This window comes from Burkholderia sp. 9120, assembly GCF_000745015.1.
Classification (GTDB): Bacteria; Pseudomonadota; Gammaproteobacteria; order Burkholderiales; family Burkholderiaceae; genus Paraburkholderia.
In genome coordinates this window covers 1,054,104-1,079,009 of sequence record NZ_JQNA01000001.1, presented here as the reverse complement: position 1 = coordinate 1,079,009, position 24,906 = coordinate 1,054,104, and the positions used below count along the sequence as shown (strand labels likewise).

Below are 24,906 nucleotides of genomic sequence, written 5' to 3'. Positions count from 1 at the left end.
TGGAAGCCGAGACGTTCATGCGATTTATCTTTAGTGCGTTGTTGGTCCTAACACTCGCCGCCTGCGCGAGTCAGGGACCAGCGACGAATAGTTCTTCCGCCAATAATCCCGCCAGTCAGCAAGCAGTCTCCGACGCCCTTCGCAAGACAGCCACCGCCAAAGAGACGATCAACGTCGACCAGGGCTCGGTCACTCAGCTGACGAGCGCGGACGCCGATCTGTGGGGCCGTATTCGGCGTGGTTTCCAGATGCCGGATTTGCAGACCGACCTCGTCGACATGCAGGTCAACTGGTACGTGCAGCGTCCCGACTACGTGCAGCGCATGACCGAGCGCTCGCAGAAATACCTGTACCACATCGTCGAAGAGCTCGAAGCGCGCCATATGCCGACCGAGCTCGCGCTGCTGCCGTTCATCGAATCGGCGTATAGCCCGCAGGCGTTGTCGGTGGCGAAGGCGGCCGGCATGTGGCAGTTCATGCCGGGCACCGGCCGCACCTACAACCTCAAGCAGAACATGTGGCAGGACGAGCGCCGCGACGTGCTGGCGTCGACCAGCGCCGCGCTCGACTATCTGTCGAATCTGCATGACATGTTCGGCGACTGGCAACTCGCGCTCGCCGCGTACAACTGGGGTGAGGGCAACGTGCAGCGCGCGATCGCCCGCAACGAAGCGGCGGGCTTGCCCACCGACTACCTCAGCCTGCGCATGCCGAACGAGACACGCAATTACGTGCCGAAGCTGCAGGCGGTGAAGAACATCATCATGAACCCGCAGATGTACGGGCTCACGCTGCCGCCGATTCCGAACCACCCGTATTTCGTGACGGTGACCACCTCGCACGATATCGATGTGGAAATGGCCGCCAAGCTCGCGAATCTTTCTCCCGACGAGTTCCGCTCGCTGAACCCGTCGTTCAGGAAGCCGGTGATTCTCGGCGCCACGCAGCCGCAGATCCTGCTGCCGTTCGACAACGCCAGCGCGTTCGAACGCAATCTGAAGGCGTACTCCGGCTCGCTGTCGTCGTGGACCACCTACACGGTCACCGAGCGCGCGGCGCCCGCGGCGATTGCGCAGAAGATCGGCGTCGACGCCGATACGCTGATGGAAGTGAACAAGATTCCGGCCGGCATGCGCCTGAAGCCGGGCTCCACGATCGTCGTGCCGCGCGGTTCGGACGACGACGAAGACATCAGCGCCGACGTCGCCGAAAGCGCGGTGCTGGCCATGGAGCCGGATGTCCCCGACACCCGCAAGATGCTGATCCGCGTGCGCCGCAATCAGTCGATGGCGGCAATCGCCGTGCGTTACGGCGTCTCGGTCGGCCAGTTGAAGGCGTGGAATCGTACGCATCGCGACGGCGTGTCGCGCGGCCAGGTGATCGTGCTGCACGTGCCGGTCGGCAAGGCCATGCCGAGCGAGCCCGGTCCGGAAGCGATCGCGACCAACGTGCAAGGCGGTGGCGTCGAGAAGATCGGCACCCGCGTCGCGGACACCCGCAGCGATTCGCGTTACGATAAGAAGAGAGGTCGTGGCCGCTCGCCCGTGGTGAAAGTCTCCGAGCCGGTAGGGAAGGTCAGCAAGCCGACAGCGTCCGTCGCCAGCAAGGGCAAAGTGACGAAGGTATCGGCTTCCACGTCCAGCAAGGCGTCGAAGGCCGCGGCGGATAGCCGCCCGAAGACCGCGGCCAGCGCGAAGAAGGGTAAGCAAAACCAATAAGCGGCTGCCACGGTAGTGACCACATGCGTTGCGGGGGCAGCGCATGAATTGCGCTCCGATCACGCACCGTGTTATTTCCAACGCCGTCACCTATGGTGACGGCGTTTTTCATTGATCGGAAGATTGACGGCAGGCCCGGCCGATTTGCTTTATCTTTCGAGCTCCGTTCTGCCTCGCTGTTTCACTCATAGCTTATGTCGCCGACCCAACTGCGCGTTTTTCTCCTGTTTTCCGCGGGCTACTTCGTTTCCTACGTGTTTCGCGGCGTCAATCTCGGTTTTGCGCCATTCATTACGCACGACCTCGGTTTGTCGGCTGCCAACCTCGGCGTGCTGACCAGTCTGTATTTCCTGGGGTTCGCGGGCGCGCAGATTCCGGCCGGCGTGCTGCTGGATCATTTCGGCTCACGGCGGGTCACGGCGGGCACGTTGCTATTCGCCGCGCTCGGCATCTGGGTGTTCGGCGCGGCGCACAGCGTCGGCATGATGATGGTGGGGCGTCTGCTGATCGGCATGGGTGTCTCGGTCTGCCTCGGCGGCGCGTTCAAGGCGCTGGCGCAGCATTTCGCCACCGCACGCCTGCCGTTGATGAACGGACTCGTGATGGCGGTCGGCGGCCTGGGCGGCGTCATGGTCGGCTCGCCGCTTACCTGGGTGCTGGGTCTCGCCACGTGGCGCACGGTCTGTGTCGGACTAGGCCTGATGACGGTGCTGGTGGCGCTGGCGTTGTGGACGCTCGCGCCCGATACGAAGGAAACCCATCATCAGGCGAGCATAAGCACGCAGTTCAAGGGCACGTTGCACATTCTCGGCAGCGCTGCGTTCTGGAAGATCGCGTCGTTTTCGGTCGTCACGCAGGGCGTCTTTTACGCGATGCAGTCGCTGTGGGTCGGCGCCTGGTTGCGCGACGTGCAGGGCTTCGCGCCACGCGAGGCGGCGGCGTTGGTGTCGATTCTCGGTTTCGCGATGATGGCTGGCTGCATCGGCTTTGGCGCAGCGGCGCGTAGTCTCGAGCGGCGCGGCATCTCGCTGTATGCCTTTTGCGGGATCGGCATGGCGCTGTTCGTCGTGACGCAATTGCTGATCGTGTTCAAGGCGCCGCTGCCTGCCGGCCTGCTGTGGGCGGCGTATGGGGCGTTCGGCGGCACCGGCATTCTGATCTACGCGGTGATGGCACGGCACTTTCCGCCGCAGATGACGGGCCGCGTCAACACGACGTTGAATCTGATTATCTTCTTGCTGATTTTCGGTTTTCAGATTGGCGTCGGCGCGGTGTTGTCGCACTGGCCGGCGAGCGGCGGGCACTATCCGGTGTCCGCGCATCTGACTGCCTGGGGCATTCTCATCGTGCTGCAGATACTGAGCGCGATCTGGTTCGCCCTGCCTGCCAGGAAGCCGGTCAAGGCGGTCGGCGCTCGCGAGCCGCAAGACGCCTAAGCCCTCGGTACCGGTATTGATAGTGCCGGTCATATTGACCGGCACTATCCTGATTTACGCCGCATAAATTCTGTCCGATGGGTTCAAACCCCGACGCAGCAAGGCTTTGAGTGCATTCAAAGCGAGCCTCCCACGGCGCGCCTGCCATCTCGGATTTGGCGGGAAGGGGTGTTTCACGCTATAATTTTAAGGTTTGAGCTTATCAACCCGCACCCTAGCGCCTACCTCTCCCATACCGTTCATCCGCCGCGCGCCACTGGCGTAGCAAGAAGGGCCCCGCACCCAGCCGATCCGTCCACACAATGGACCCATCGCGCCCCTTGCAACGTCAACGGCAGTACGCGAGCGAGTCTGCGCGTGCATCCTCATGGATGCGTTCCGCTGCGGCTCGCAGTCGGATAGACAGGTCGGCAACAGGGTGTTCCTCCAAGGAGTTTCCCGTGTTGCCGTCATTTTCTCCCGCTCTGCTCGCGCTCGCCGACGGCACGGTCTTTCGTGGTTACTCGATCGGCGCCCCCGGGCATACCATCGGCGAAGTCGTGTTCAACACCGCTATCACCGGCTATCAGGAAATCCTGACTGACCCGAGCTACGCGCGCCAGATCGTGACCCTCACGTATCCGCATATCGGCAACGTCGGCGTGAATGCCGAAGACGTCGAAGCCACGAAAGTCCATGCCGCCGGCCTGATCATCCGTGATCTGCCGGTTCTTGCGTCGAACTTCCGCATGGAGCGCACGCTCCCGCAATACCTCAAAGACGAAGGCGTGGTCGCCATCGCCGGTCTCGACACCCGCATGCTGACCCGCGTGCTGCGCGACAAGGGGGCGCAGAACGGCGCGATCCTCGCCGGTTCCGACGACGAAGCCAAGGCCATCGAACTCGCGCGCTCGTTCCCGGGCCTCTCGGGCATGGACCTCGCGAAGGTCGTGTCGACGAAGGAAACCTACGAATGGACCCAGACCGAATGGCGTCTGGGCGAGGGCTACGGCACGCAGAAGGCGCCGAAGTACCGCGTCGTCGCGTTCGACTACGGCGTCAAGTACAACATTCTGCGCATGCTGGCCGAACGCGGCTGCCACGTCACCGTGCTGCCGGCGCAAGCCAGCGCCGCTGACGCGCTCGCGCTCAACCCGGACGGCGTGTTCCTGTCGAACGGCCCGGGCGATCCGGAACCGTGCGACTACGCGATCGCGGCCACCAAAGAGCTGATCGAGCGCGGCATTCCGACCTTCGGTATTTGCCTCGGCCACCAGATCATGGGCCTCGCGGTCGGCGCGAAGACCATGAAGATGAAGACCGGCCACCACGGCGCGAACCATCCGGTCAAAGATCTGGACGACGGCCGCGTCGTGATCACGTCGCAAAACCACGGCTTCGCGGTCGACGCCGCCACGCTGCCCGCCAACGCGCGCGCCACGCACGTTTCGCTGTTCGACGGCACGCTGCAAGGTTTCGCGCTGACGGACAAGCCGGCGTTCTGCTTCCAGGGTCACCCGGAAGCGTCGCCCGGTCCGCACGACATCGCCTATCTGTTCGACCGCTTCACGGCGTTGATGGACACGAAGAAGGCCGGCAAGACCGCTGCGGCTTAAGCGGAGCATGTGACGCGCCGCTCCGGCGGCGCGCGGTTCGCAGCGCGAGACGGAACAACGCGAAGCAAACCGCACACAGCAGAGCGCGCGCAACGTAGCAACGGCGCGCGCCAACGGAAAGAACACAGGAATATTTAGCGAGAGCGTTATGCCCAAGCGGACAGACATCAAGAGCATTCTCATTATCGGCGCGGGTCCGATCATCATCGGCCAGGCGTGCGAGTTCGATTACTCGGGCGCGCAGGCATGCAAGGCGCTGCGTGAGGAAGGCTACAAGGTCATCCTCGTCAACAGCAATCCGGCGACGATCATGACCGACCCGAACACGGCCGACGTCACCTACATCGAGCCGATCACGTGGGAAGTGGTGGAGCGCATCATCGCCAAGGAGCGCCCCGACGCGATCCTGCCAACCATGGGCGGCCAGACCGCGCTGAATTGCGCGCTCGACCTGCACGCGCACGGCGTGCTGGAGAAGTACAAGGTCGAGCTGATCGGCGCGTCGCCGGAAGCCATCGACAAGGCGGAAGACCGCCAGAAATTCAAGGACGCGATGACCAGGATTGGCCTCGGTTCGGCCAAGTCGGGCACCGCGCATTCCATGGAAGAAGCGCTGCAGGTGCAGGCGGAAATCGCTGTGTTGACGGGCAGCGGCGGCTATCCGGTCGTGATCCGGCCGTCGTTCACGCTGGGCGGTTCGGGCGGCGGCATTGCGTACAACCGCGACGAGTTCGAAGAGATCTGCAAGCGCGGTCTGGACCTGTCGCCCACGCGCGAACTGCTGATCGAAGAATCGCTGCTCGGCTGGAAAGAGTACGAGATGGAAGTGGTCCGCGACAAAAAGGACAACTGCATCATCGTCTGCTCGATCGAAAACCTGGACCCGATGGGCATCCACACCGGCGACTCGATCACCGTCGCGCCGGCGCAAACGCTGACCGACAAGGAATACCAGATCCTGCGTAACGCGTCGCTCGCGGTGCTGCGCGAGATCGGCGTCGACACCGGCGGGTCGAACGTACAGTTCTCGATCAATCCGAAAGACGGCCGCATGGTCGTGATCGAAATGAATCCGCGCGTGTCGCGTTCGTCGGCGTTGGCGTCGAAGGCGACCGGCTTCCCGATCGCCAAGATCGCAGCGAAGCTCGCGGTCGGCTACTCGCTGGACGAGTTGAAGAACGAAATCACTGGCGGCCAGACCCCGGCGTCGTTCGAACCGACGATCGACTACGTCGTCACCAAGATCCCGCGTTTCGCGTTCGAGAAATTCCGCGAAGCCGATTCGCGCCTGACCACGCAGATGAAGTCGGTCGGCGAAGTGATGGCGATTGGCCGCACTTTCCAGGAATCGTTCCAGAAAGCGCTGCGCGGTCTGGAAGTCGGCGTCGACGGTCTGGACGAAAAGACCGATAACCGCGACGAGATCATCCGCGAGATCGGCGAAGCCGGTCCGGACCGAATCTGGTACGTCGGCGACGCGTTCCGTATCGGCATGACGGCTGAAGAAATCTTCGAAGAAACCTCGATCGACCCGTGGTTCCTCGCGCAGATCGAACAGATCATCCTGAAGGAAAAGGCGCTGGGCGGCCGGTCGCTCGCGAGCCTCACGAAGGAAGAGCTGAAGTACCTGAAGCAGAGCGGATTCTCGGATCGCCGTCTGGCGAAGCTGGTCGGCGCGAAGCCGATGGAAGTGCGTCAGCGCCGTATCGAGCTGAACGTGCGCCCGGTGTACAAGCGCGTCGACACATGCGCGGCCGAGTTCGCAACGAAAACCGCGTATATGTACTCGACCTACGAGGAAGAGTGCGAAGCGAATCCCACCAACAACAAGAAGATCATGGTGCTGGGCGGCGGCCCGAACCGGATCGGCCAGGGTATCGAGTTCGACTACTGCTGCGTGCACGCCGCGCTCGCCATGCGCGAAGACGGCTACGAAACGATCATGGTCAACTGCAACCCTGAAACCGTTTCGACCGACTACGACACGTCCGACCGTCTGTACTTCGAATCGCTGACGCTCGAAGACGTGCTCGAAATCGTCGACAAGGAAAAGCCGGTCGGCGTGATCGTGCAATACGGCGGTCAGACGCCGTTGAAGCTCGCGCTCGACCTCGAAGCGAACGGTGTGCCGATCGTCGGCACGTCGCCGGACATGATCGACGCCGCGGAAGACCGCGAGCGTTTCCAGAAGCTGCTGCAGGACCTCGGTCTGCGCCAGCCGCCGAACCGCACCGCGCGCGCCGAAGACGAAGCGCTCAAGCTCGCCGACGAAATCGGTTATCCGCTGGTGGTGCGGCCGTCGTACGTGCTCGGCGGCCGCGCGATGGAAATCGTTCACGAGCCGCGCGACCTCGAGCGTTATATGCGCGAAGCCGTGAAGGTCTCGCACGATTCGCCGGTGCTGCTCGACCGCTTCCTGAACGACGCGATCGAATGCGACGTGGACTGCATTTCGGACGGCGAAGCGGTGTTTATCGGCGGCGTGATGGAGCACATCGAACAGGCGGGCGTCCACTCGGGCGACTCGGCTTGCTCGCTGCCGCCGTACTCGCTGTCGCCGGAAACCGTCGCTGAATTGAAGCGTCAAACCGGCGCAATGGCGAAGGCGCTGAACGTGATCGGCCTGATGAACGTGCAGTTCGCGATTCAACAGGTGCCGCAGGCTGACGGCTCGAAAGAAGACGTCATCTACGTGCTCGAAGTGAATCCGCGTGCGTCGCGTACGGTGCCGTACGTGTCGAAGGCGACCAGCCTGCCGCTCGCGAAAATCGCGGCGCGCGCGATGGTCGGCCAGAAGCTCGCCGACCAGGGCGTGACGAAGGAAATTATTCCGCCGTACTTCAGCGTGAAAGAAGCCGTGTTCCCGTTCGTCAAGTTCCCGGCGGTCGATCCGGTGCTCGGACCGGAAATGCGCTCCACCGGTGAAGTGATGGGCGTGGGTCAGACGTTCGGCGAAGCGCTGTTCAAGTCGCAGCTCGCGGCGGGTTCGCGTCTGCCGGAAACGGGCACGGTGCTGCTGACCGTGATGGACGCCGACAAGCCGAAGGCGGTCGAAGTCGCACGCATGCTGCACGAACTCGGCTATCCGATCGTCGCGACCAAGGGCACGGCTGCCGCGATCGAAGCGGCGGGTGTGCCGGTGAAGGTCGTCAACAAGGTGAAGGACGGCCGTCCGCACATCGTCGACATGATCAAGAACGGCGAAATCGCGCTGGTCTTCACGACCGTCGACGAAACCCGCGCAGCGATCGCCGACTCGCGTTCAATCCGCATGAGTGCACAGGCGAACAAGGTCACGTACTACACGACGATGTCCGGCGCGCGTGCCGCGGTAGAGGGTTTGCGCTATTTGAAGAACCTCGAAGTCTATGATTTACAAGGGCTGCACGCTCGCCTAAACTAAGGCTTCGAATACCTGTCCAAGATGTAAGTGCCGCGGTTAAGCGGCGTTCCGCAGGTGCTGTGGTCCGGGTTTTGCCCGGGTCGCCGCGTCCCACGGAATGCACTTAACCGCGGTGATTTTTTTTACGGCTGTTTTTTGCATAGAGTTGTTTATGAGCACTGTTCCATTGACGAAGCGCGGCGCGGAAATGTTGCGCGATGAGTTGCAGCGCCTGAAATCGGTTGAGCGTCCGGCGGTGATCAAATCGATCTCCGAAGCGCGTGCCCAGGGCGATCTGTCGGAAAACTCGGAATACGACGCGGCGAAGGAAAAGCAGGGTTTTATCGAAGGCCGCATTGCCGAGATCGAATCGAAGCTGGCCGGTGCGCAAGTCATCGATCCGGCGTTGGTTGACGCGGACGGCCGCGTGGTGTTTGGCGCGACGGTCGAGCTCGAAGACCTGGACTCGGGCGCGCCGGTCAAGTATCAGATCGTCGGCGACGACGAAGCGGACATCGACCACGGCCTGATCTCGATCAGCTCGCCGATCGCGCGTGCATTGATCGGTAAGTCCGAAGGCGACGTGGCCTCGGTGCAGGCGCCTAGCGGCGTGCGCGAATACGAAATCATCGCGGTGAGCTACGTTTGAAAGCGGCTCCGGTGTCCTTGATGCCGCATCGTTTCTTCCGCCTCTTGACGGTGGTCTGGGTCGGTAGTCTGCTGACTATCGGCTATGCGGTCGCGCCGGTGTTATTCACATCGCTCGACCGGATTTCGGCCGGCGCGGTGGCGGCGCAACTGTTTCGCATCGAGGGTGTGCTGGGCGCCGTGTGCGGCATTTTGCTGCTGGGGCTGGCCAACGTGCTGGTTCGGCGTGGCGCTAACGCTTATCGCCAGTTGCGCTGGCTGATTGTCGGCATGCTGGTGTGTGTGCTGGTGGGCTACTTCGCGTTGCAGCCGTTTATGAATGCAATACGCATTGCCGCGCTGCAGGCGGGCACGGATGTCGGGCATTCGGCTTACGCGACTCGCTTTGGCATTCTGCACGGCGTGTCGAGTCTGTTCTATCTGATTGAGAGCCTGCTGGGCGTCGCGCTGGTGTGGAAGCTGCCCGCGGGCGCCGGCATTGTAGTAGCGGAGCAGGGTGCTGCTCGCGATACGGCGGGGAAGGTTGCCGGCTGAGCGCGGCGGTGGTGTGCTATAACCGCGGCGCCGGTTAGTGCGCGCGTGGCGGGTTGAGTTGGGCTTGGCTGATAGCGTTGCTCAACAAGCCGCAATCTGGTCGATGCAGTGCTGCACGATCGCGCTGCTAAATTCCCGGCGGCTGCTGCTGTCGGCACAAGTCCAGGAAAGCGGGACCTGTGCCGACTGAACCCAAGGTGCGGACCTCGCCCGCACCTCTCATCACCCGTTTATTTCGACGACTGATGCGAGCGCTTCGCGCTGGTTTGGCGCTTCTTGGCGCGCTTGATGTTGCCGCCTTGCGTGACGCGTTCATTGCCACGCACGACGACTGCTTTGGCCTTCGGCTTGCGCATCGGGATTTCGCTGGGCTTTACCACGGTGACGACGCGCGGTGCACGGCCTTTACCCGGCTTGGCTTCGACAGCGGCTTCGCGAGCGCTCGGCAGGGCGCCGCGCTTGGTCTTCGCTGCGGGTTTTTCGGCCGCTTCCGGCTTCCAGATCACCAGCAGCTTGCCGATATGCTGAATCGGCGCGGCATTCAGTTTGTCGCAGATTTCTTCGTAGATCGCGATGCGTTCTTCGCGTTCGTCGCCGAACACGCGGATTTTGATCAACTGGTGCGCGCCCAGGTGAACCTTGATTTCGGTCAGCACAGCGTCGGTCAAACCTTCGGCGCCGACGAGCACGACCGGTTTGAGCGCATGTGCCTGGGAGCGCAACTCGGCGCGTTGGTCGGTAGAGACTTTGAGGGCAGACATGGAAAGTGGGAGACTCGACTAAAATGGCGGCACCTGCGTTTCCGATCCAGTCGTTCGATTGGCTCGATCGGGGCGGTTCGGCAGGGCGGCGCGTCAGAACATCAGAATCGCGGATGGCAGCCAGTTTTGGCGGTGTCCGCGCGAATTAACCGCGTATTATCCGCTAAAGCGCGACATGACGCAGCAAGAGTTCAACGTTTAATGGCAAAAAACAAGTTCAATACCGCGTGGCTGCACGACCACATCAACGATCCGTACGTGAAAATGGCGCAGCGGGAGGGCTATCGCGCCCGCGCGGCCTATAAGCTCAAGGAAATCGACGAACAGGACAAGCTGATCCGGCCGGGGCAGGTGATCGTCGATCTGGGCTCAGTGCCGGGTAGCTGGAGCCAGTACGCACGCAACAAGCTGGCGAAGGGCTCGCAGCGCGACGCCGAACGTCAGGGCGGCATCGACGGGACCATCATCGCGCTGGACATGCTGCCCATGGAGCCGATTTCCGACGTTCACTTCATCCTGGGCGACTTCCGCGAAGACTCGGTGGTGCTCCAACTGGAAGAATTGGTCGGAGAACGTCAGGTCGACCTTGTAATTTCGGATATGGCGCCCAACCTGTCGGGAGTGGCGGTGGCGGATGCCGCGCGAATCGAGCATCTGTGCGATCTTGCGATGGAATTTTCGCAAAATCACCTGAAGCCGGATGGTGCCCTTTTAGTCAAATGTTTCCATGGCAGCGGTTACAGCCAGATTGTCGAAAAGTTCAAGCAACAGTTCAAGGTGGTGGCGGCCCGCAAGCCGAAAGCGTCGCGGGACAAGTCGTCAGAAACGTTTATTTTGGGTAAGCATCTCAAGCGGCCCGCATAGGGAAGCTGCAGGACGGATCCGCATCTGCCGATAATGGCTTCATGGCGTCGGAAATCGGCGCGGTAAATGCCCGCTACGCTATTTCTGTGGTAGCGAAACCTTATGGCAGGGGTCTGCGGACTGGATTAGAATGCTTTCGTGGTGCCGCAAGGCAAATGTAGGCGCCCGTCTAAGTGAAGGAGTGGTGCTTTGAACAACAATATGTTTTCGAAGGCAGCAGTGTGGCTGGTTATCGCACTGGTGCTGTTTACGGTGTTCAAGCAGTTCGACAAGCCCCGTGTCCAGGAAGGCGTTTCCTATTCGCAGTTCATGGACGACGCGAAGGCCGGCAAAGTCAAGAACGTCATTGTCCAGGGGCGTAACCTCACGGTCACTCCAGCAGACGGCCAGAAATACCAGATCGTGTCGCCCGGTGACATCTGGATGGTCGGCGATCTGATGAAGTACGGCGTTCAGGTGAGCGGCAAGGCTGACGACGAACCGAATGCGCTCGTGTCGGCGCTGTACTATCTCGGGCCGACGATCCTGATCATCGGTTTCTGGTTCTACATGATGAGACAGATGCAGGGAGGCGGGAAAGGCGGTGCGTTCTCGTTCGGTAAATCCCGTGCGCGTCTGATCGACGAAAACAACAACGCAATCAATTTCACCGACGTTGCTGGCTGCGACGAAGCGAAAGAAGAAGTGTCTGAGCTGGTCGACTTCCTTCGCGATCCGCAGAAGTTCCAGAAGCTGGGCGGGCGGATACCGCGCGGCGTGCTGCTGGTCGGGCCGCCGGGAACCGGTAAGACGCTGCTGGCGCGCGCTATCGCCGGTGAAGCGAAAGTGCCGTTCTTTAGCATCTCGGGTTCGGACTTCGTGGAAATGTTCGTCGGTGTCGGTGCGGCTCGTGTGCGTGACATGTTCGAGCAGGCCAAGAAGCACGCACCGTGCATCGTGTTCATCGACGAAATCGACGCGGTCGGCCGTCATCGTGGCGCCGGCATGGGCGGCGGTAACGACGAGCGCGAACAGACCTTGAACCAGATGCTGGTCGAGATGGACGGCTTCGAAGCGAACTCTGGCGTGATCGTGATCGCTGCAACGAACCGTTCGGACGTGCTCGATAAGGCGCTGCTGCGTCCGGGCCGTTTCGACCGTCAGGTGTATGTCGGTCTGCCGGACATTCGCGGTCGCGAGCACATCATGAAGGTTCACCTGCGCAAGGTGCCGATTTCGAACGACGTCGACGCAGCGGTGATCGCACGCGGCACGCCGGGCTTCTCGGGCGCTGACCTCGCGAATCTCGTGAACGAAGCGGCACTGTTCGCGGCTCGTCGCGGCAAGCGCATCGTCGAGATGAACGACTTCGAAGACGCGAAAGACAAGATCTTCATGGGTCCGGAGCGTAAGTCGGCCGTGATCCGCGAAGAATCGAAGCGCGCCACGGCTTACCACGAGTCGGGTCATGCGGTGATCGCCAAGCTGTTGCCGAAGGCCGATCCGGTGCACAAGGTCACGATCATTCCGCGCGGCCGTGCACTTGGCGTGACGTGGCAGTTGCCGGAGCACGACAACGAAACGTACTCGAAAGACTATCTGCTGGATCGTCTGGCGATCCTGTTCGGCGGTCGCGTAGCGGAAGAGTTGTTCCTGAATCTGATCAGCACCGGCGCATCGGACGACTTCAACAAGGCCACGCAAACCGCGCGCGCCATGGTGGCTCGCTTCGGTATGACGGACGCGCTCGGACCGATGGTCTACGTCGACGACGAAAACGACGCCACGCCGTTTGGCCGCGGTTTCACGCGGACCATTTCGGAAGCGACGCAGCAAAAGGTCGACGCGGAAATCCGTCGCGTGCTGGACGAGCAGTACAACCTCGCCAAGCGCCTGCTGGACGAAAACCGCGACAAGGTCGAAGCCATGACCGCCGCTTTGATGGAGTGGGAAACGATCGACGCCGATCAGATCAACGACATCATGGCAGGTCTTCCGCCGCGTTCGCCGAAGACCAGCAGCTCGACACCGTCGGCAAGCGACGCCTCGTCGGGCGGCAGCCCGGGCACCGAGGTCAAGCCGGGTAGCGCGACCGCGCCGGCTTGATGAGCCAGAAGTAGAAAGTGCGGGCCGGTGTGTTTTCACACCGGCCCGTTTTGCATTTATCTCGTTTTATTTAATGCATCGCTACGTGTCGACAGTCGATTTATCTCCCGCTCCGTTGCCCGAGCCGCTGCAATGCGGACGCTTCAAGCTGACCTTTGAACGCCCGTTGGTCATGGGCATCCTGAACATCACGCCGGACTCGTTTTCCGACGGTGGTCAATACGCCATGCGCGGCGACGCGCTGCGCCAGGCCGAGCGTATGCTGCTCGACGGCGCGGACATCATCGACATTGGCGGCGAGTCCACCCGGCCCGGCGCGCCGCCGGTGCCGCTCGACGAAGAGCTTGAACGGGTGATTCCGCTCGTCGAGCAGCTTCGCGCGGCGAACGTGCCGTTGTCGATCGATACCTACAAGCCCGAAGTGATGCGCCATGCGTTGAGCGCAGGCGCCGATCTGATCAACGACATCTGGGGCTTCCGCATGTCCGGCGCCATCGACGCGGTACGCGACAGCAACTGTGGCCTATGTGTAATGCATATGCTCGGCGAGCCGCAAACCATGCAGCTCGGCGAGCCTGTCTACGATGATGTAATCGGCGAAGTCCGGCAGTTTCTCGAGGAACGTGTGGCCGCGTTGACGCAAGCAGGCGTCGCGCGCGCGCGTATCAGCGTGGATCCGGGCTTCGGCTTCGGTAAAGCGGTCATCGAACACAACTACACTTTGCTCGCGCATCTGCAGGACACGGCGCCGCGGGCCAAGCCGCCGTATCCGATTCTCGCGGGCATGTCGCGTAAGTCGATGGTCGGCGCGGTGATTGGGCGTCCGGCGCCGGAGCGCGTCGCCGGCAGCGTCGCCGCGGCGGTGTGTGCCGCCGAGCGGGGCGCCGCGATTCTGCGCGTGCATGATGTCGCGCAAACAGTGGATGCATTGAAAGTGTGGGCAGCCATGCGCGATGCGGCGATAAGCCGCCCGCAGGCTAGAACCTGAAAAAAGCCAAGGAGGAAGATAAAACATGGCACGTCGTTATTTTGGAACGGATGGGATTCGAGGCAAGGTCGGCGAAGGCCCGATTACGCCGGAGTTTGTGTTGCGGCTCGGCTACGCGGCCGGCAAGGTGCTCGCGGGCGCGGACCGCTGGGCTAAGAGCGGCGCCCGGCCGACCGTGCTGATCGGCAAAGACACGCGGGTGTCGGGCTACATGCTCGAAGCCGCGCTGGAAGCGGGTTTCTCGGCGGCAGGCGTCGACGTGATGCTGGCCGGCCCGATGCCGACTCCCGGTGTCGCCTACCTGACGCGCGCGTTGCGGCTCGCCGCGGGCGTGGTGATCAGCGCATCGCACAATCCGTACTACGACAACGGCATCAAATTCTTCTCCGCCGACGGCAACAAGCTGCCCGACGAAGTGGAATTGCAGATCGAAGAGCAGCTCGATCTGCCGCTCTCCTGCGCGGCTTCCGAGCAACTCGGCAAGGCGCGACGTCTCGACGACGCCGCCGGCCGCTACATCGAGTTCTGCAAGAGCACGTTCCCGGCCGCGTTCGACCTGCGCGGGCTGAAGCTGGTGGTGGATTGTGCGCACGGCGCCGCCTACGACATCGCACCGCACGTGTTCCACGAACTCGGCGCGGACGTGATTCCGATCGGCGTCGCGCCGAACGGCTTCAACATCAACGACGGCGTCGGCGCGACCGCGCCGGACGCGCTGGTGCGCGCGGTGCGCGCGAACCACGCCGACCTCGGCATTGCGCTCGACGGCGACGCCGACCGTCTGCAGATCGTCGACGCAGCCGGCCGCCTGTATAACGGCGACGAATTGCTGTACGTGCTGGTCAAGGATCGCGTCGCGACAGAGGGCAAGGTGGAAGGCGCGGTCGGCACCTTGATGACCAACATGGCGGTTGAAGTCGCGCTGCAACGAGACGGTGTGAAGTTCGTCCGCGCGGCGGTGGGCGACCGCTACGTGCTCGAGCAGTTGCGCGAGCACGGCTGGCAACTCGGAGCGGAAGGCTCCGGCCATATTCTCTCCCTTGACCGCCATTCGACCGGCGACGGCATCGTCTCTGCGTTGCTCGTGCTGGCCGCGATGAAGCGCAGCGAGCAGACGCTGGCCGATCTGCTCGACGGCGTGACGCTGTTCCCGCAAAAGCTGATCAACGTGCGGATGAAGCCCGACGCGGACTGGAAGGGCAGCGACGCGATCCGTCGCGCGATCAGTCATGCCGAGGAGGCGCTGCATGGCCGCGGCCGCGTGCTGATTCGCGCATCCGGTACGGAACCGGTGCTGCGCGTGATGGTGGAAGCCGAGCATGCCGATGACGCGATCCGTCACGCGGAAGCGATTGCCGGCGCGGTCAAGCAGGCAACGGCCTAAATTTCGGATGTGTCGAACAGCGGCGGGGCGATCGAGAGGTCGCCCCGCCGCTGACCGTTTACCGCCAGACAATCCAGCGGACCCCCTGCAGCAAAAAAATCAAAAAAGCAAAACCCAAACCCAAAACCCGCACGCAAACGTTCGCGCCCCATCTTTATCGCCTAATCTTCAGAACGGCGTCGGCAATTCCGTCAAATCGGCATTTTGTCCGTCAAAACGCCTTTCACCCTCGTAATCCTACTGTCACATCTGTTTCACGGTAAGTCACGTTACTGTCACAAAGAGACCCTAAGCTTCGCGGTGTTCGTGTTATTCGCTCACACCGCTCACACCTTGGAGAGTCTCATGAAATTGATGCAAACCGTGTTCGCTGGCGTCGCTGGCGCGCTTTTCGCGATCGCAGCGCAAGCCGCAGACATCACCGGCGCGGGCAGCACCTTCGCAGCACCGATTTACACGAAGTGGGCTGACGCCTATCAGAAAACCGGCGGCGGCAAAGTCAACTACCAGGGCATCGGTTCGTCGGGCGGTATCAAGCAGATCGAAGCGAAGACGGTTGATTTCGCCGGCTCGGACGCTCCCCTGAAGGACGACGAACTCGCGAAGGCAGGTCTGTTCCAGTTCCCGACGGTGGTTGGCGGCGTGGTGCCGGCGATCAACGTGCCGGGCGTGAAGGCCGGTGAATTGACGCTGTCGGGCGAAGTGCTCGGCGACATCTACCTGGGCAAGATCAAGAAGTGGAATGACCCGGCAATCGTCGCGTTGAACCCGAAGGTCAAGCTGCCGGATACGGACATCGCCGTGGTTCGCCGCGCCGACGGTTCGGGCACCACGTTCATCTGGACGAACTACCTGTCGAAGGTCAACGCAGACTGGAAGTCGAAGGTCGGTGAAGGCGCAACGGTCAGCTGGCCGACGGGTACGGGCGGCAAGGGCAACGACGGCGTCGCAGCCTTCGTGCAACGTCTGCCGGGCGCAATCGGCTATGTGGAATGGGCGTACGCCAAGCAGAACCACATGACGTACGTGGCGATGAAGAATTCGACGGGCGCAGTGGTCGAGCCGAAGACGGAAACGTTCAAGGCAGCGGCAGCCGGTGCTGACTGGTCGAAGTCGTTCTATCAGATCCTGACGAACGAGCCGGGCAAGGACGCATGGCCGATCGTCGGCGCAACGTTCGTGCTGCTGCACACGGCGCAGGACAAGCCGGCGCAAGGCACGGAAACGCTGAAGTTCTTCGACTGGGCGTTCAAGAACGGCACCCAGGCTGCAAACGATCTGGACTACATCTCGCTGCCGGATTCGGTGACGGCTGAAATCCGTTCGCAATGGAAGTCGAAAGTGAAAGACGCTTCGGGCAAGGCAATCGCCGAGTAAGCGACAGTAAGCGACGCGAGAGGCACGCGCTTCTCGCCACACATTGGCCGTCCCCGGTTGAGGACGGCCAATGGCATTGACCCCGCATAACCGGCATTACCGCCGCACGACAAGTGTCGAACGGCAACTGGAAACAGGTCCATCAGGCTCTCATGTCCGATATCCAATTAGCGTCTGGCGCCTCGCGCTCGACCCCGCCCGGCAGCGCCTCGCAGCAGAAAGCGCCCAGCCGTGCCGGCGACGTGATCTTCGGCGGCCTCGCGCGCCTCGCCGCCATCATCACGCTATTGCTGCTCGGCGGCATCATCGTTTCGCTGATCGTCGCGTCCATGCCGTCGATCAAACAATTCGGTCTCAGCTTTCTGTGGACCGCGGACTGGGATCCACCCAGCAAGCAGTTCGGCGCACTGGTGCCGATCTACGGCACGATTGCCACCTCCCTCATTGCTCTCATCATCGCGGTGCCCGTCAGCTTCGGCATCGCGCTCTTTCTGACCGAACTCGCGCCGGCCTGGCTGCGTCGTCCGCTCGGTATCGCGATCGAACTGCTCGCCGCGATTCCGTCGATCGTGTACGGCATGTGGGGTCTGCTGGTGTTCGCGCCGATCTTCGCGGAGTGGTTCGAAAAGCCGCTCGGCACCGTGCTCGGCGGCATTCCGTTCGTGGGTGCGCTGTTTCAGGGCGCGCCGATCGGGATCGGCATTCTGTGCGCGGGCGTGATTCTCGCAATCATGATCATTCCGTACATCGCGTCGGTCATGCGCGACGTGTTCGAAGTCACGCCGGTGCTGCTGAAGGAATCGGCGTACGGCATCGGCTGCACGACGTGGGAAGTGATGTGGAAGATCGTGCTGCCCTTCACCAAGAGCGGCGTGATCGGTGGCGTGATGCTCGGCCTCGGCCGTGCGCTCGGCGAGACGATGGCGGTCACGTTCGTGATCGGCAACACCAATCTGCTCGATAACGTCTCGCTGTTTTCGCCGGGTAACAGCATCACGTCGGCGCTCGCCAACGAATTCGCGGAAGCGGATCCGGGCCTGCATACGTCGGCGCTGATGGAGCTCGGCCTGATCCTGTTCGTGATTACTTTCATCGTGCTGGCCATCTCCAAGTTCATGCTGCTTCGCCTCGAAAAAGGGGAGGGCGCGAAATGAGCCAGCCCACTCTGAATATGCCGGGTTCGCACGACGCCGTCGCGCTCGAAGCCATGCGCGTGCGTCTGCAAGGACGTCGCCGCTTCAAGAACGCCGTTGCGCTGACCATGTCGCTCGCCGCGATGGCGTTCGGCCTGCTGTGGCTCGTGTGGATTCTCTATACGACGCTGCGTCTCGGGATCGGCGGTTTGTCGATTGAGCTGTTCACGCAGTCGACGCCGCCGCCGAACACCGATGGCGGCGGTCTCGCCAACGCGATCGTCGGCAGCTTGATGCTGGTTGGCCTTGCCACGTTCGTCGGCACGCCGATCGGGATTCTCGCCGGCGTCTATCTCGCCGAATACGGTCAGAAGGGCTGGTTTGCCAGCCTCACGCGCTTCATCAACGACATTCTGTTGTCGGCGCCGTCGATCGTGGTCGGTCTGTTCGTCTACGCGTTGGTGGTGGCGAAGATGGGTCACTTCAGCGGCTGGGCCGGCGTGTTCGCGCTCGCACTGCTGCAGATTCCGATCGTGATCCGCACCACCGAAAACATGCTGAAGCTGGTGCCGAACGCGCTGCGTGAAGCGGCCTTCGCGCTCGGCACGCCGAAGTGGAAGATGGTGCTGTCGATCACGCTGAAGGCTTCCATTGCAGGTATCGTCACCGGCGTGCTGCTCGGCGTCGCACGGATTGCCGGCGAAACCGCGCCGCTGCTGTTCACGGCGCTGTCCAATCAGTTCTTCTCATGGGACATGGGCCAACCGGTCGCGAACCTGCCGGTCACGATCTACAAGTTTGCGATGAGCCCGTTCGCGCAGTGGCAATCACTCGCGTGGGCCGGCGTCTTCCTGATCACGCTCGCGGTGCTGGGATTGAATGTCCTCGCGCGCACGATCTTCACGAATAAGTAAGGGCGGAGTGTAATCCGATGAATATGGCAGAAACTCAACTCAATCCGACCGTGCGTCCGACTGCGCCCGCCGGTTTCGATCCCGCCCAAAGCGGCCAGAATCAGGCGTCGAACCGCCCGAAGATCGAGATCAACGATCTGAACTTCTTCTACGGCAAGTATCACGCGCTGAAGAACATCAACCTGGCGATTCCCGAAGGCAAGGTGACCGCGTTCATCGGCCCGTCGGGCTGCGGCAAGTCGACCTTGCTGCGCACGCTGAACAAGATGTACGCACTGTATCCGGAACAACGCGCCGAAGGCGAGATCCTGATGGACGGCGAAAACCTGCTGACCTCCAAGCGCGACATTTCGCTGCTGCGCGCGCGGATCGGCATGGTGTTCCAGAAGCCGACGCCGTTCCCGATGTCGATCTACGACAACATCGCGTTCGGTGTGAAGATGTTCGAATCGCTGCCGCGCTCGGAAATGGACGACCGCGTCGAATGGGCGCTGACCAAGGCGGCGCTGTGGAACGAAGTAAAGGACAAGCTCGGCCAGAGCGGCTACGGCCTGTCCGGCGGTCAACAGCAGCGTCTGTGTATCGCACGCGGCATCGCGATTCGACCTGAAGTGCTGCTGCTCGACGAACCGTGCTCCGCACTCGACCCGATCTCGACCGGCCGTATCGAAGAACTGATCGCCGAATTGAAAAGCGATTACACGGTGGTGATTGTCACGCATAACATGCAACAGGCCGCTCGCTGTTCGGACTACACTGCCTACATGTACCTCGGTGAACTGATCGAATTCGGCGACACCGAAAAGATCTTCATCAAGCCGGTCCGCAAGGAAACCGAGGACTACATCACTGGCCGCTTCGGCTAAGCCGCCAAGCCAAAACAACGGAGTACGACATGTCCGACAAACACCTGTCCAGCCAGTTCGACGCCGATCTGAATCTGGTTTCCTCGAAGGTGCTCGAAATGGGCGGCCTCGTCGAATCGCAGATCGTCCACGCCATGCAGGCGCTCAACGAGTTCGACCTCGATATCTGCGAGCAGGTGATCGCCGCTGAAGCTCGTCTGAACCAGATGGAAGTGGATATCGACGAAGAGTGCAGCAACATCATCGCGCGCCGTCAGCCGGCCGCGCGTGATCTGCGTCTGCTGATCGCGATTTCGAAGACCATCACGAACCTCGAGCGCGCCGGCGACGAAGCCGAAAAAATCGCCAAGCGTACCAAGCGTCTGATGGAAGACGGCGCGTCGCGCACCATCAATATTGCCGAGATCAAGCTGTCGGGCGAAATGGCGGTGTCGATCCTGCGCCGCGCGCTGGACGCGTTCGCGCGTCTCGATACGGTTGCCGCCGCGCAGATCGTGCGCGACGACAAAGCGATCGACGAAGAATTCCGCGCGTTCGTGCGCAAGCTGATTTCGTACATGACCGAAGATCCGCGTTCCATTTCCGTGGGCCTCGATTTTCTGTTCATCGCCAAGGCAATCGAACGGATCGGCGACCACGCGAAGAACATCGCGGAATTCATCATTTACATCGTCAAGGGCACCGACGTGCGGCACAAGTCGCGCGACGCGCTCGAACGCGAAGCACTCAGCTAATCCAGAGATAAGGACCAGAGGTGCCGATGCCCAGCAGCATTCTCGTCATTGAAGATGAGCCCGCCATTTCCGAATTGATTTCGGTCAATCTTCAACACGCCGGACACTGCCCGATTCGCGCGTACAACGCGGAGCAGGCGCAGAACCTGATCAGCGACGTGTTGCCCGATCTGGTCCTGCTCGACTGGATGTTGCCGGGCAAGTCCGGCATTGCGTTCGCGCGCGACCTGCGCAACAACGAACGCACGAAGCACATTCCGATCATCATGCTGACCGCACGTGGCGATGAGCAGGACAAGGTGCTAGGCCTCGAAATCGGCGCGGACGACTACGTCACCAAGCCGTTTTCGCCGAAGGAACTGATGGCGCGTATCAAGGCGGTGTTGCGCCGCCGCGCGCCGCAGCTCACCGAAGATCTGGTCGCGATCAACGGTCTGAAGCTCGACCCGGCCACGCACCGGGTGGCCGCGCACGCCGAAGGCAGCGAGATCAAGCTCGATCTCGGTCCGACGGAATTCCGCCTGCTGCATTTCTTCATGACGCACCCGGAGCGCGTGCACAGCCGCACGCAACTGCTCGATCAGGTCTGGGGTGATCACGTGTTCGTTGAAGAGCGCACGGTCGACGTGCATATCAAGCGCCTGCGCGCGGCACTGAAGCCGGCCGGCTGCGATGCTATGATCGAGACGGTTCGCGGCAGCGGCTACCGGCTTGCGAAGAGCGCCTGAAGCGTCACGGTGGCGAGGTTGGAACGCGTACGTAGTCCGTTACCGTTCTGGCGCGCCACCGGCATTCGCCAGGTCGGGTTCTTCATCTTCATCACGCTAGTCGCCGCGTTATTCTTTCTCCTATTCCGGCGCGTACGCTTTTCTCTTCGATCGCTAGAACATGAACATCATCTGGGCGCGCTCCATCGTGTCGATCGTGCTGCTGGCTGTTCTGTGCGCGGCGGTCGGCGCACTCGTGAACGTCAAGGCAGCGCTCGTCCTCGCGATCGTCATGCTGCTCGCGCAGAGCTTCTTCAGCACGTTTCACAAGCAGCGCCTGTGGCGCCTGCTCGACGCGCCGGTGTACGGCGAAGTGCCGAGCGCTCCCGGCATCTGGGGCGAAATCTATTACCGTCTGCATAAGCTCGCGAAGCGCTGGCATGCGCAGGTGCGCCAGGTCGAGCAGCAGCATTCGCGTTTCATCCAGGCCATTCAGGCATCGCCGAACGGCGTTGCCATGCTCGACGATCACGATCAGATCGAGTGGTGCAATGCGATCTCCGAACTCCATTTCGGTCTCGACGCGAAGCGCGATCTGCGCCAGCACATCACCCATCTGGTGCGTCAGCCCGACTTTGTCCGTTATCTGAATTCGCAGCGCTACGAGCAGATGCTGATCATGCGCGGCATGGGCGAGAAGCGTCAGAACGTGCTGTCGGTGCAGGTGTTTCCGTACGGCGAGAACCGCAAGCTGGTACTGTCGCAAGACATTACCGAGCTGGAGCGGACCGACGCGATGCGGCGTGACTTCGTCGCCAATGTCTCGCATGAACTGAAGACGCCGCTCACGGTGCTGTCCGGTTTCCTCGAGACCATGCGCGAACTGCCATTGAGCGAAGCCGAGCGCGGTCGCTATCTCGAGTTGATGGAGCAGCAGGCGTCGCGCATGCGGCATATCGTCAACGACCTGCTGGTGCTCGCCAAACTCGAAGGCGACAACAAGCCGCCGAGCGATCAGATGATCGATATGCGCGCGGTGATTCGCCATCTGCGGGACGACGCGGACAACCTGTCGAGCGACCATCACAAGATCAGTTTCGACGTCGACGAAGGGCTCACCGTCACCGGCGTCGAAACGGAAATTCTCAGCGCGCTGGGCAATCTCGTCACGAACGCGATTCGTTATACGCCGGACGGCGGCGGGATCAAGGTGAACTGGCATGCAACGGGTGGTTGCGCGGTGTTTTCGGTCACGGACAGCGGCCTGGGGATTCCGGCGGCCGACATTCCGCGACTGACCGAGCGCTTCTATCGCGTGGATCGCAGCCGCTCGCGCGACACGGGCGGCACGGGCCTCGGTCTCGCGATCGTCAAGCACGTGTTGCAGCGGCACGATGCGCAACTGGACGTGAAGAGCGAGGAGGGACGCGGCAGCACGTTCACCGTGCGCTTTCCGGTGTATCGCACGGCGCGTCGCCATCCGACGCCGGCTTGAGGTTAGTCGCGGGTACGCTCGCGCCGCCAGTCCGAAAAAAAACCGCCTGAATGAAGGCGGTTTTTTTATTTCCTGCGGAGAAGGATCGGCGTCAAGAACAGAACTTGCCCAGCAAGCTCATCTGCGCGTTACGCGACGACTTGCCCGGACGCCGACGACGATAGTGACCGTCGCTCTGCATCAGCCATGCGGACTGGTTGTCACCGAGAAACGCCGACAGACCTTCGGCAATCACGCGCCGCTTCAATCGACGATTAGTGATCGGGAACGCTACTTCCACGCGCCGGAAGAAATTGCGGTCCATCCAGTCGGCGCTCGACAGATAAACCTGTTCCTTGCCGCCGTCGTAGAAATAGAAAATGCGGTGATGTTCGAGAAAGCGCCCGACGATCGAGCGCACCGTGATGTTCTCCGACAGACCCGCCACGCCCGGCTGCAACGAACACACGCCACGCACGATCAGATCGATCTTCACGCCGGCCTGCGACGCTTCATACAACTCGGCGATCACGGTAGGTTCGAGCAGCGCGTTCATCTTCGCGACGATGCGCGCTTTCTTGCCGGCGCGCGCATGCTCGGCTTCGGCGCGAATCGCTTCGACCAGTTTCGGATGCAGCGTGAACGGCGACTGCCACAACTCGTGCAGCTTCAACTCGCCGCCAATGCCGGTCAGTTGCTGGAACACGTGATGCACGTCTTCGCAGATTTTCTGATCGGCGGTCATCAGGCCGAAGTCGGTGTACAGACGCGCCGTGCGCGGATGATAGTTGCCGGTGCCCAGATGCACGTAACGCTTGAGCGTGGTCTTGCCGCCCGACGACACGCGCCGCACGATCAGCATCATCTTCGCATGGCACTTGTGACCCACCACGCCGTAGACGACGTGCGCGCCCACCGCTTCGAGCTGCGACGCCCAGTTGATGTTGGTTTCTTCGTCGAAGCGCGCGAGCAGTTCGACCACCACCGTCACTTCCTTGCCGTTGCGCGCGGCTTGCATCAGCGCGTCCATTAGCGGCGAATCGGTGCCGGTGCGGTAAATGGTCTGCTTGATCGCCATCACGTTCGGATCTTTGGCGGCCTGCAGCAGCAGTTCCAGCACCGGCTGAAAGCTCTCGTACGGATGATGCAGCAGCACGTCGCCCTGATCGATCACGTCGAACATGCTGGCGCTGTTGGCGACCTGCGCCGGAATCGCCGGAATATGCGGCACGAATTTCAGATCGGGCCGGTCCACCATCTCCGGCAACTGCATCAACCGCACCAGATTGACGGGGCCATCGGCGTAATAGCAGTCTTTATCGGACAGATCGCTTTCGTCGAGCAGGCGCCGCACGACATGCGACGGTGTTTCCGCCGACACTTCGAGCCGCACCGCATTGCCCAGATGGCGCGCCGGCAATTCGCCCTGCAACGCGACGCGCAGATTGGTGATTTCGTCTTCGTCGACGAACAGTTCGCTATTGCGCGTGATGCGAAACTGATTGCAACTGCGCACCACCAGATTCGGAAACAGCTCGCCGACAAAGCGTTGCAGCAGCGAGCTCAGCAGCACGAAGCCGTGCGGATAGCCCGACAGGTCCTGCGGCATGCGCACGAGCCGCGGCAGCGCGCGCGGCGCTTGCACGATGCCCATCATGGCTTGACGGCCGAACGCGTCTTTGCCTTCGAGTTCGACGACGAAGTTCAGGCTCTTGTTGAGCACGCGCGGAAACGGGTGGGCCGGATCGAGACCGATCGGCGTGAGCACCGGCAGCAGTTCGTCGAAGAAGTAGTTGCGCGCCCATTCGGTCTGCGCTTCGTTCCACGCTTCGGTGCCGTGAAAATAGATGCCTTCCTGTTCGAGTGCGGTCAGCACGGTGTCGTGCAGCATCGTGTACTGACGATGCACGAGCTTCTGTGCGCGCTCGACCACGAGGTCGTACACGTGCTGCAACGACATACCGTCCGGCGACAGTGCGCCAGGGTTGTCGCGCATCTGTTCCTGCAGTCCGGCCATGCGGACTTCGAAGAATTCGTCGAGATTGCTACTGGTGATGCAGATGAAGCGCAGGCGTTCGAGCAAGGGGACGGCAGGGTCGGCAGCTTGTGCCAACACACGCTCGTTGAAACCCAGAATGCCCAGCTCGCGATTCAAGAGGGGGTAGCGGATGGACATCGGCAGCGAGAATGGAATGTCAGGAAGAGAGGCGGAAAGACGCTCGGAAATTCTCACAGTATGATGACGTTGTTATGACATTTTGAATGTTATAAATTCTACGCTGGATTCGTCACGTGTCGTCAATATG

19 protein-coding genes are annotated in these 24,906 nt (G+C 61.8%); 17 read left to right on the top strand and 2 right to left on the bottom strand.

From position 1 onward, the window contains the following. The first annotated feature begins 17 nt into the window (after positions 1–17). The 6 genes from FA94_RS04715 (at position 18) to FA94_RS04690 (ending at position 9,313) form a co-directional block, all read left to right on the top strand. A complete protein-coding gene (locus FA94_RS04715) occupies positions 18–1,718 on the top strand; it encodes a transglycosylase SLT domain-containing protein (RefSeq protein WP_035547253.1) in 1,701 nt (566 codons plus the stop codon). A 194-nt stretch (positions 1,719–1,912) separates the two neighbouring features. After that, the gene (locus tag FA94_RS04710; RefSeq protein ID WP_035547250.1) at positions 1,913–3,154 is read left to right on the top strand and encodes an MFS transporter; all 1,242 of its coding nucleotides are present in this window, start codon (positions 1,913–1,915) and stop codon (positions 3,152–3,154) included. Positions 3,155–3,594: 440 nt separating this feature from the next. Continuing rightward, the gene (gene carA / locus FA94_RS04705; RefSeq protein WP_035547247.1) at positions 3,595–4,749 is read left to right on the top strand and encodes a glutamine-hydrolyzing carbamoyl-phosphate synthase small subunit; all 1,155 of its coding nucleotides are present in this window, start codon (positions 3,595–3,597) and stop codon (positions 4,747–4,749) included. A gap of 148 nt (positions 4,750–4,897) precedes the next feature. After that, a complete protein-coding gene (carB, locus tag FA94_RS04700; protein ID WP_035547244.1) occupies positions 4,898–8,152 on the top strand; it encodes a carbamoyl-phosphate synthase large subunit in 3,255 nt (1,084 codons plus the stop codon). Between the two features lie 151 nt (positions 8,153–8,303). Continuing rightward, positions 8,304–8,780, top strand: a complete 477-nt coding sequence (gene greA / locus FA94_RS04695) for a transcription elongation factor GreA (protein WP_035547241.1) — start codon at positions 8,304–8,306, stop codon at positions 8,778–8,780. Between the two features lie 20 nt (positions 8,781–8,800). Next, positions 8,801–9,313, top strand: coding sequence for a DUF4149 domain-containing protein (locus tag FA94_RS04690; protein ID WP_035547239.1), 513 nt, complete (start codon positions 8,801–8,803; stop codon positions 9,311–9,313). A 230-nt stretch (positions 9,314–9,543) separates the two neighbouring features. Here FA94_RS04690 and FA94_RS04685 read toward each other — a convergent pair whose 3' ends face one another. After that, positions 9,544–10,074, bottom strand: coding sequence for a YhbY family RNA-binding protein (locus FA94_RS04685; RefSeq protein WP_035547237.1), 531 nt, complete (start codon positions 10,072–10,074; stop codon positions 9,544–9,546). A gap of 201 nt (positions 10,075–10,275) precedes the next feature. On the opposite strand from FA94_RS04685, the gene FA94_RS04680 reads away from it, so the two are divergent. The 11 genes from FA94_RS04680 to phoR all read left to right on the top strand — a co-directional run bounded on the left by FA94_RS04680 (position 10,276) and on the right by phoR (position 22,621). Continuing rightward, on the top strand, positions 10,276–10,938 hold the full coding sequence (locus tag FA94_RS04680; RefSeq protein ID WP_035547234.1) for an RlmE family RNA methyltransferase: 663 nt from the start codon (positions 10,276–10,278) through the stop codon (positions 10,936–10,938). Between the two features lie 189 nt (positions 10,939–11,127). Beyond that, on the top strand, positions 11,128–13,023 hold the full coding sequence (gene ftsH / locus FA94_RS04675; protein ID WP_035547231.1) for an ATP-dependent zinc metalloprotease FtsH: 1,896 nt from the start codon (positions 11,128–11,130) through the stop codon (positions 13,021–13,023). 172 nt (positions 13,024–13,195) lie between these two features. Then, positions 13,196–14,011 (top strand): dihydropteroate synthase, encoded by an 816-nt coding sequence (gene folP / locus FA94_RS04670; protein ID WP_408306276.1) that lies wholly within the window; start codon positions 13,196–13,198, stop codon positions 14,009–14,011. Between the two features lie 25 nt (positions 14,012–14,036). Continuing rightward, positions 14,037–15,395 (top strand): phosphoglucosamine mutase, encoded by a 1,359-nt coding sequence (glmM, locus tag FA94_RS04665; protein ID WP_035547229.1) that lies wholly within the window; start codon positions 14,037–14,039, stop codon positions 15,393–15,395. Between the two features lie 345 nt (positions 15,396–15,740). Beyond that, the gene (pstS, locus tag FA94_RS04660; protein WP_035547226.1) at positions 15,741–16,772 is read left to right on the top strand and encodes a phosphate ABC transporter substrate-binding protein PstS; all 1,032 of its coding nucleotides are present in this window, start codon (positions 15,741–15,743) and stop codon (positions 16,770–16,772) included. 152 nt (positions 16,773–16,924) lie between these two features. Further along, positions 16,925–17,926: a phosphate ABC transporter permease PstC gene (gene pstC, locus FA94_RS04655; RefSeq protein WP_035547225.1), complete on the top strand. Its 1,002-nt coding sequence runs from the start codon at positions 16,925–16,927 to the stop codon at positions 17,924–17,926. Continuing rightward, entirely contained in the window at positions 17,923–18,819 is an 897-nt protein-coding gene (pstA, locus tag FA94_RS04650) for a phosphate ABC transporter permease PstA (protein WP_035547222.1), read from the top strand. Before pstC ends, pstA begins: the two co-directional genes overlap by 4 nt. Positions 18,820–18,836: 17 nt before the next feature. After that, positions 18,837–19,685 (top strand): phosphate ABC transporter ATP-binding protein PstB, encoded by an 849-nt coding sequence (gene pstB, locus FA94_RS04645; protein WP_035547218.1) that lies wholly within the window; start codon positions 18,837–18,839, stop codon positions 19,683–19,685. Positions 19,686–19,714: 29 nt separating this feature from the next. Beyond that, positions 19,715–20,419, top strand: a complete 705-nt coding sequence (gene phoU / locus FA94_RS04640) for a phosphate signaling complex protein PhoU (RefSeq protein ID WP_035547216.1) — start codon at positions 19,715–19,717, stop codon at positions 20,417–20,419. Positions 20,420–20,445: 26 nt separating this feature from the next. Next, complete coding sequence (gene phoB, locus FA94_RS04635) at positions 20,446–21,147, top strand: phosphate regulon transcriptional regulator PhoB (RefSeq protein WP_028199153.1); 702 nt, start codon at positions 20,446–20,448, stop codon at positions 21,145–21,147. A 160-nt stretch (positions 21,148–21,307) separates the two neighbouring features. Beyond that, positions 21,308–22,621 carry a phosphate regulon sensor histidine kinase PhoR gene (gene phoR, locus FA94_RS04630; protein ID WP_035547213.1) on the top strand — a complete coding sequence of 438 codons (1,314 nt, stop codon included), beginning with the start codon at positions 21,308–21,310 and terminating at the stop codon, positions 22,619–22,621. A 91-nt stretch (positions 22,622–22,712) separates the two neighbouring features. Here phoR and ppk1 read toward each other — a convergent pair whose 3' ends face one another. Beyond that, complete coding sequence (ppk1, locus tag FA94_RS04625) at positions 22,713–24,776, bottom strand: polyphosphate kinase 1 (RefSeq protein ID WP_035547211.1); 2,064 nt, start codon at positions 24,774–24,776, stop codon at positions 22,713–22,715. Between the last annotated feature and the right edge of the window lie 130 nt (positions 24,777–24,906).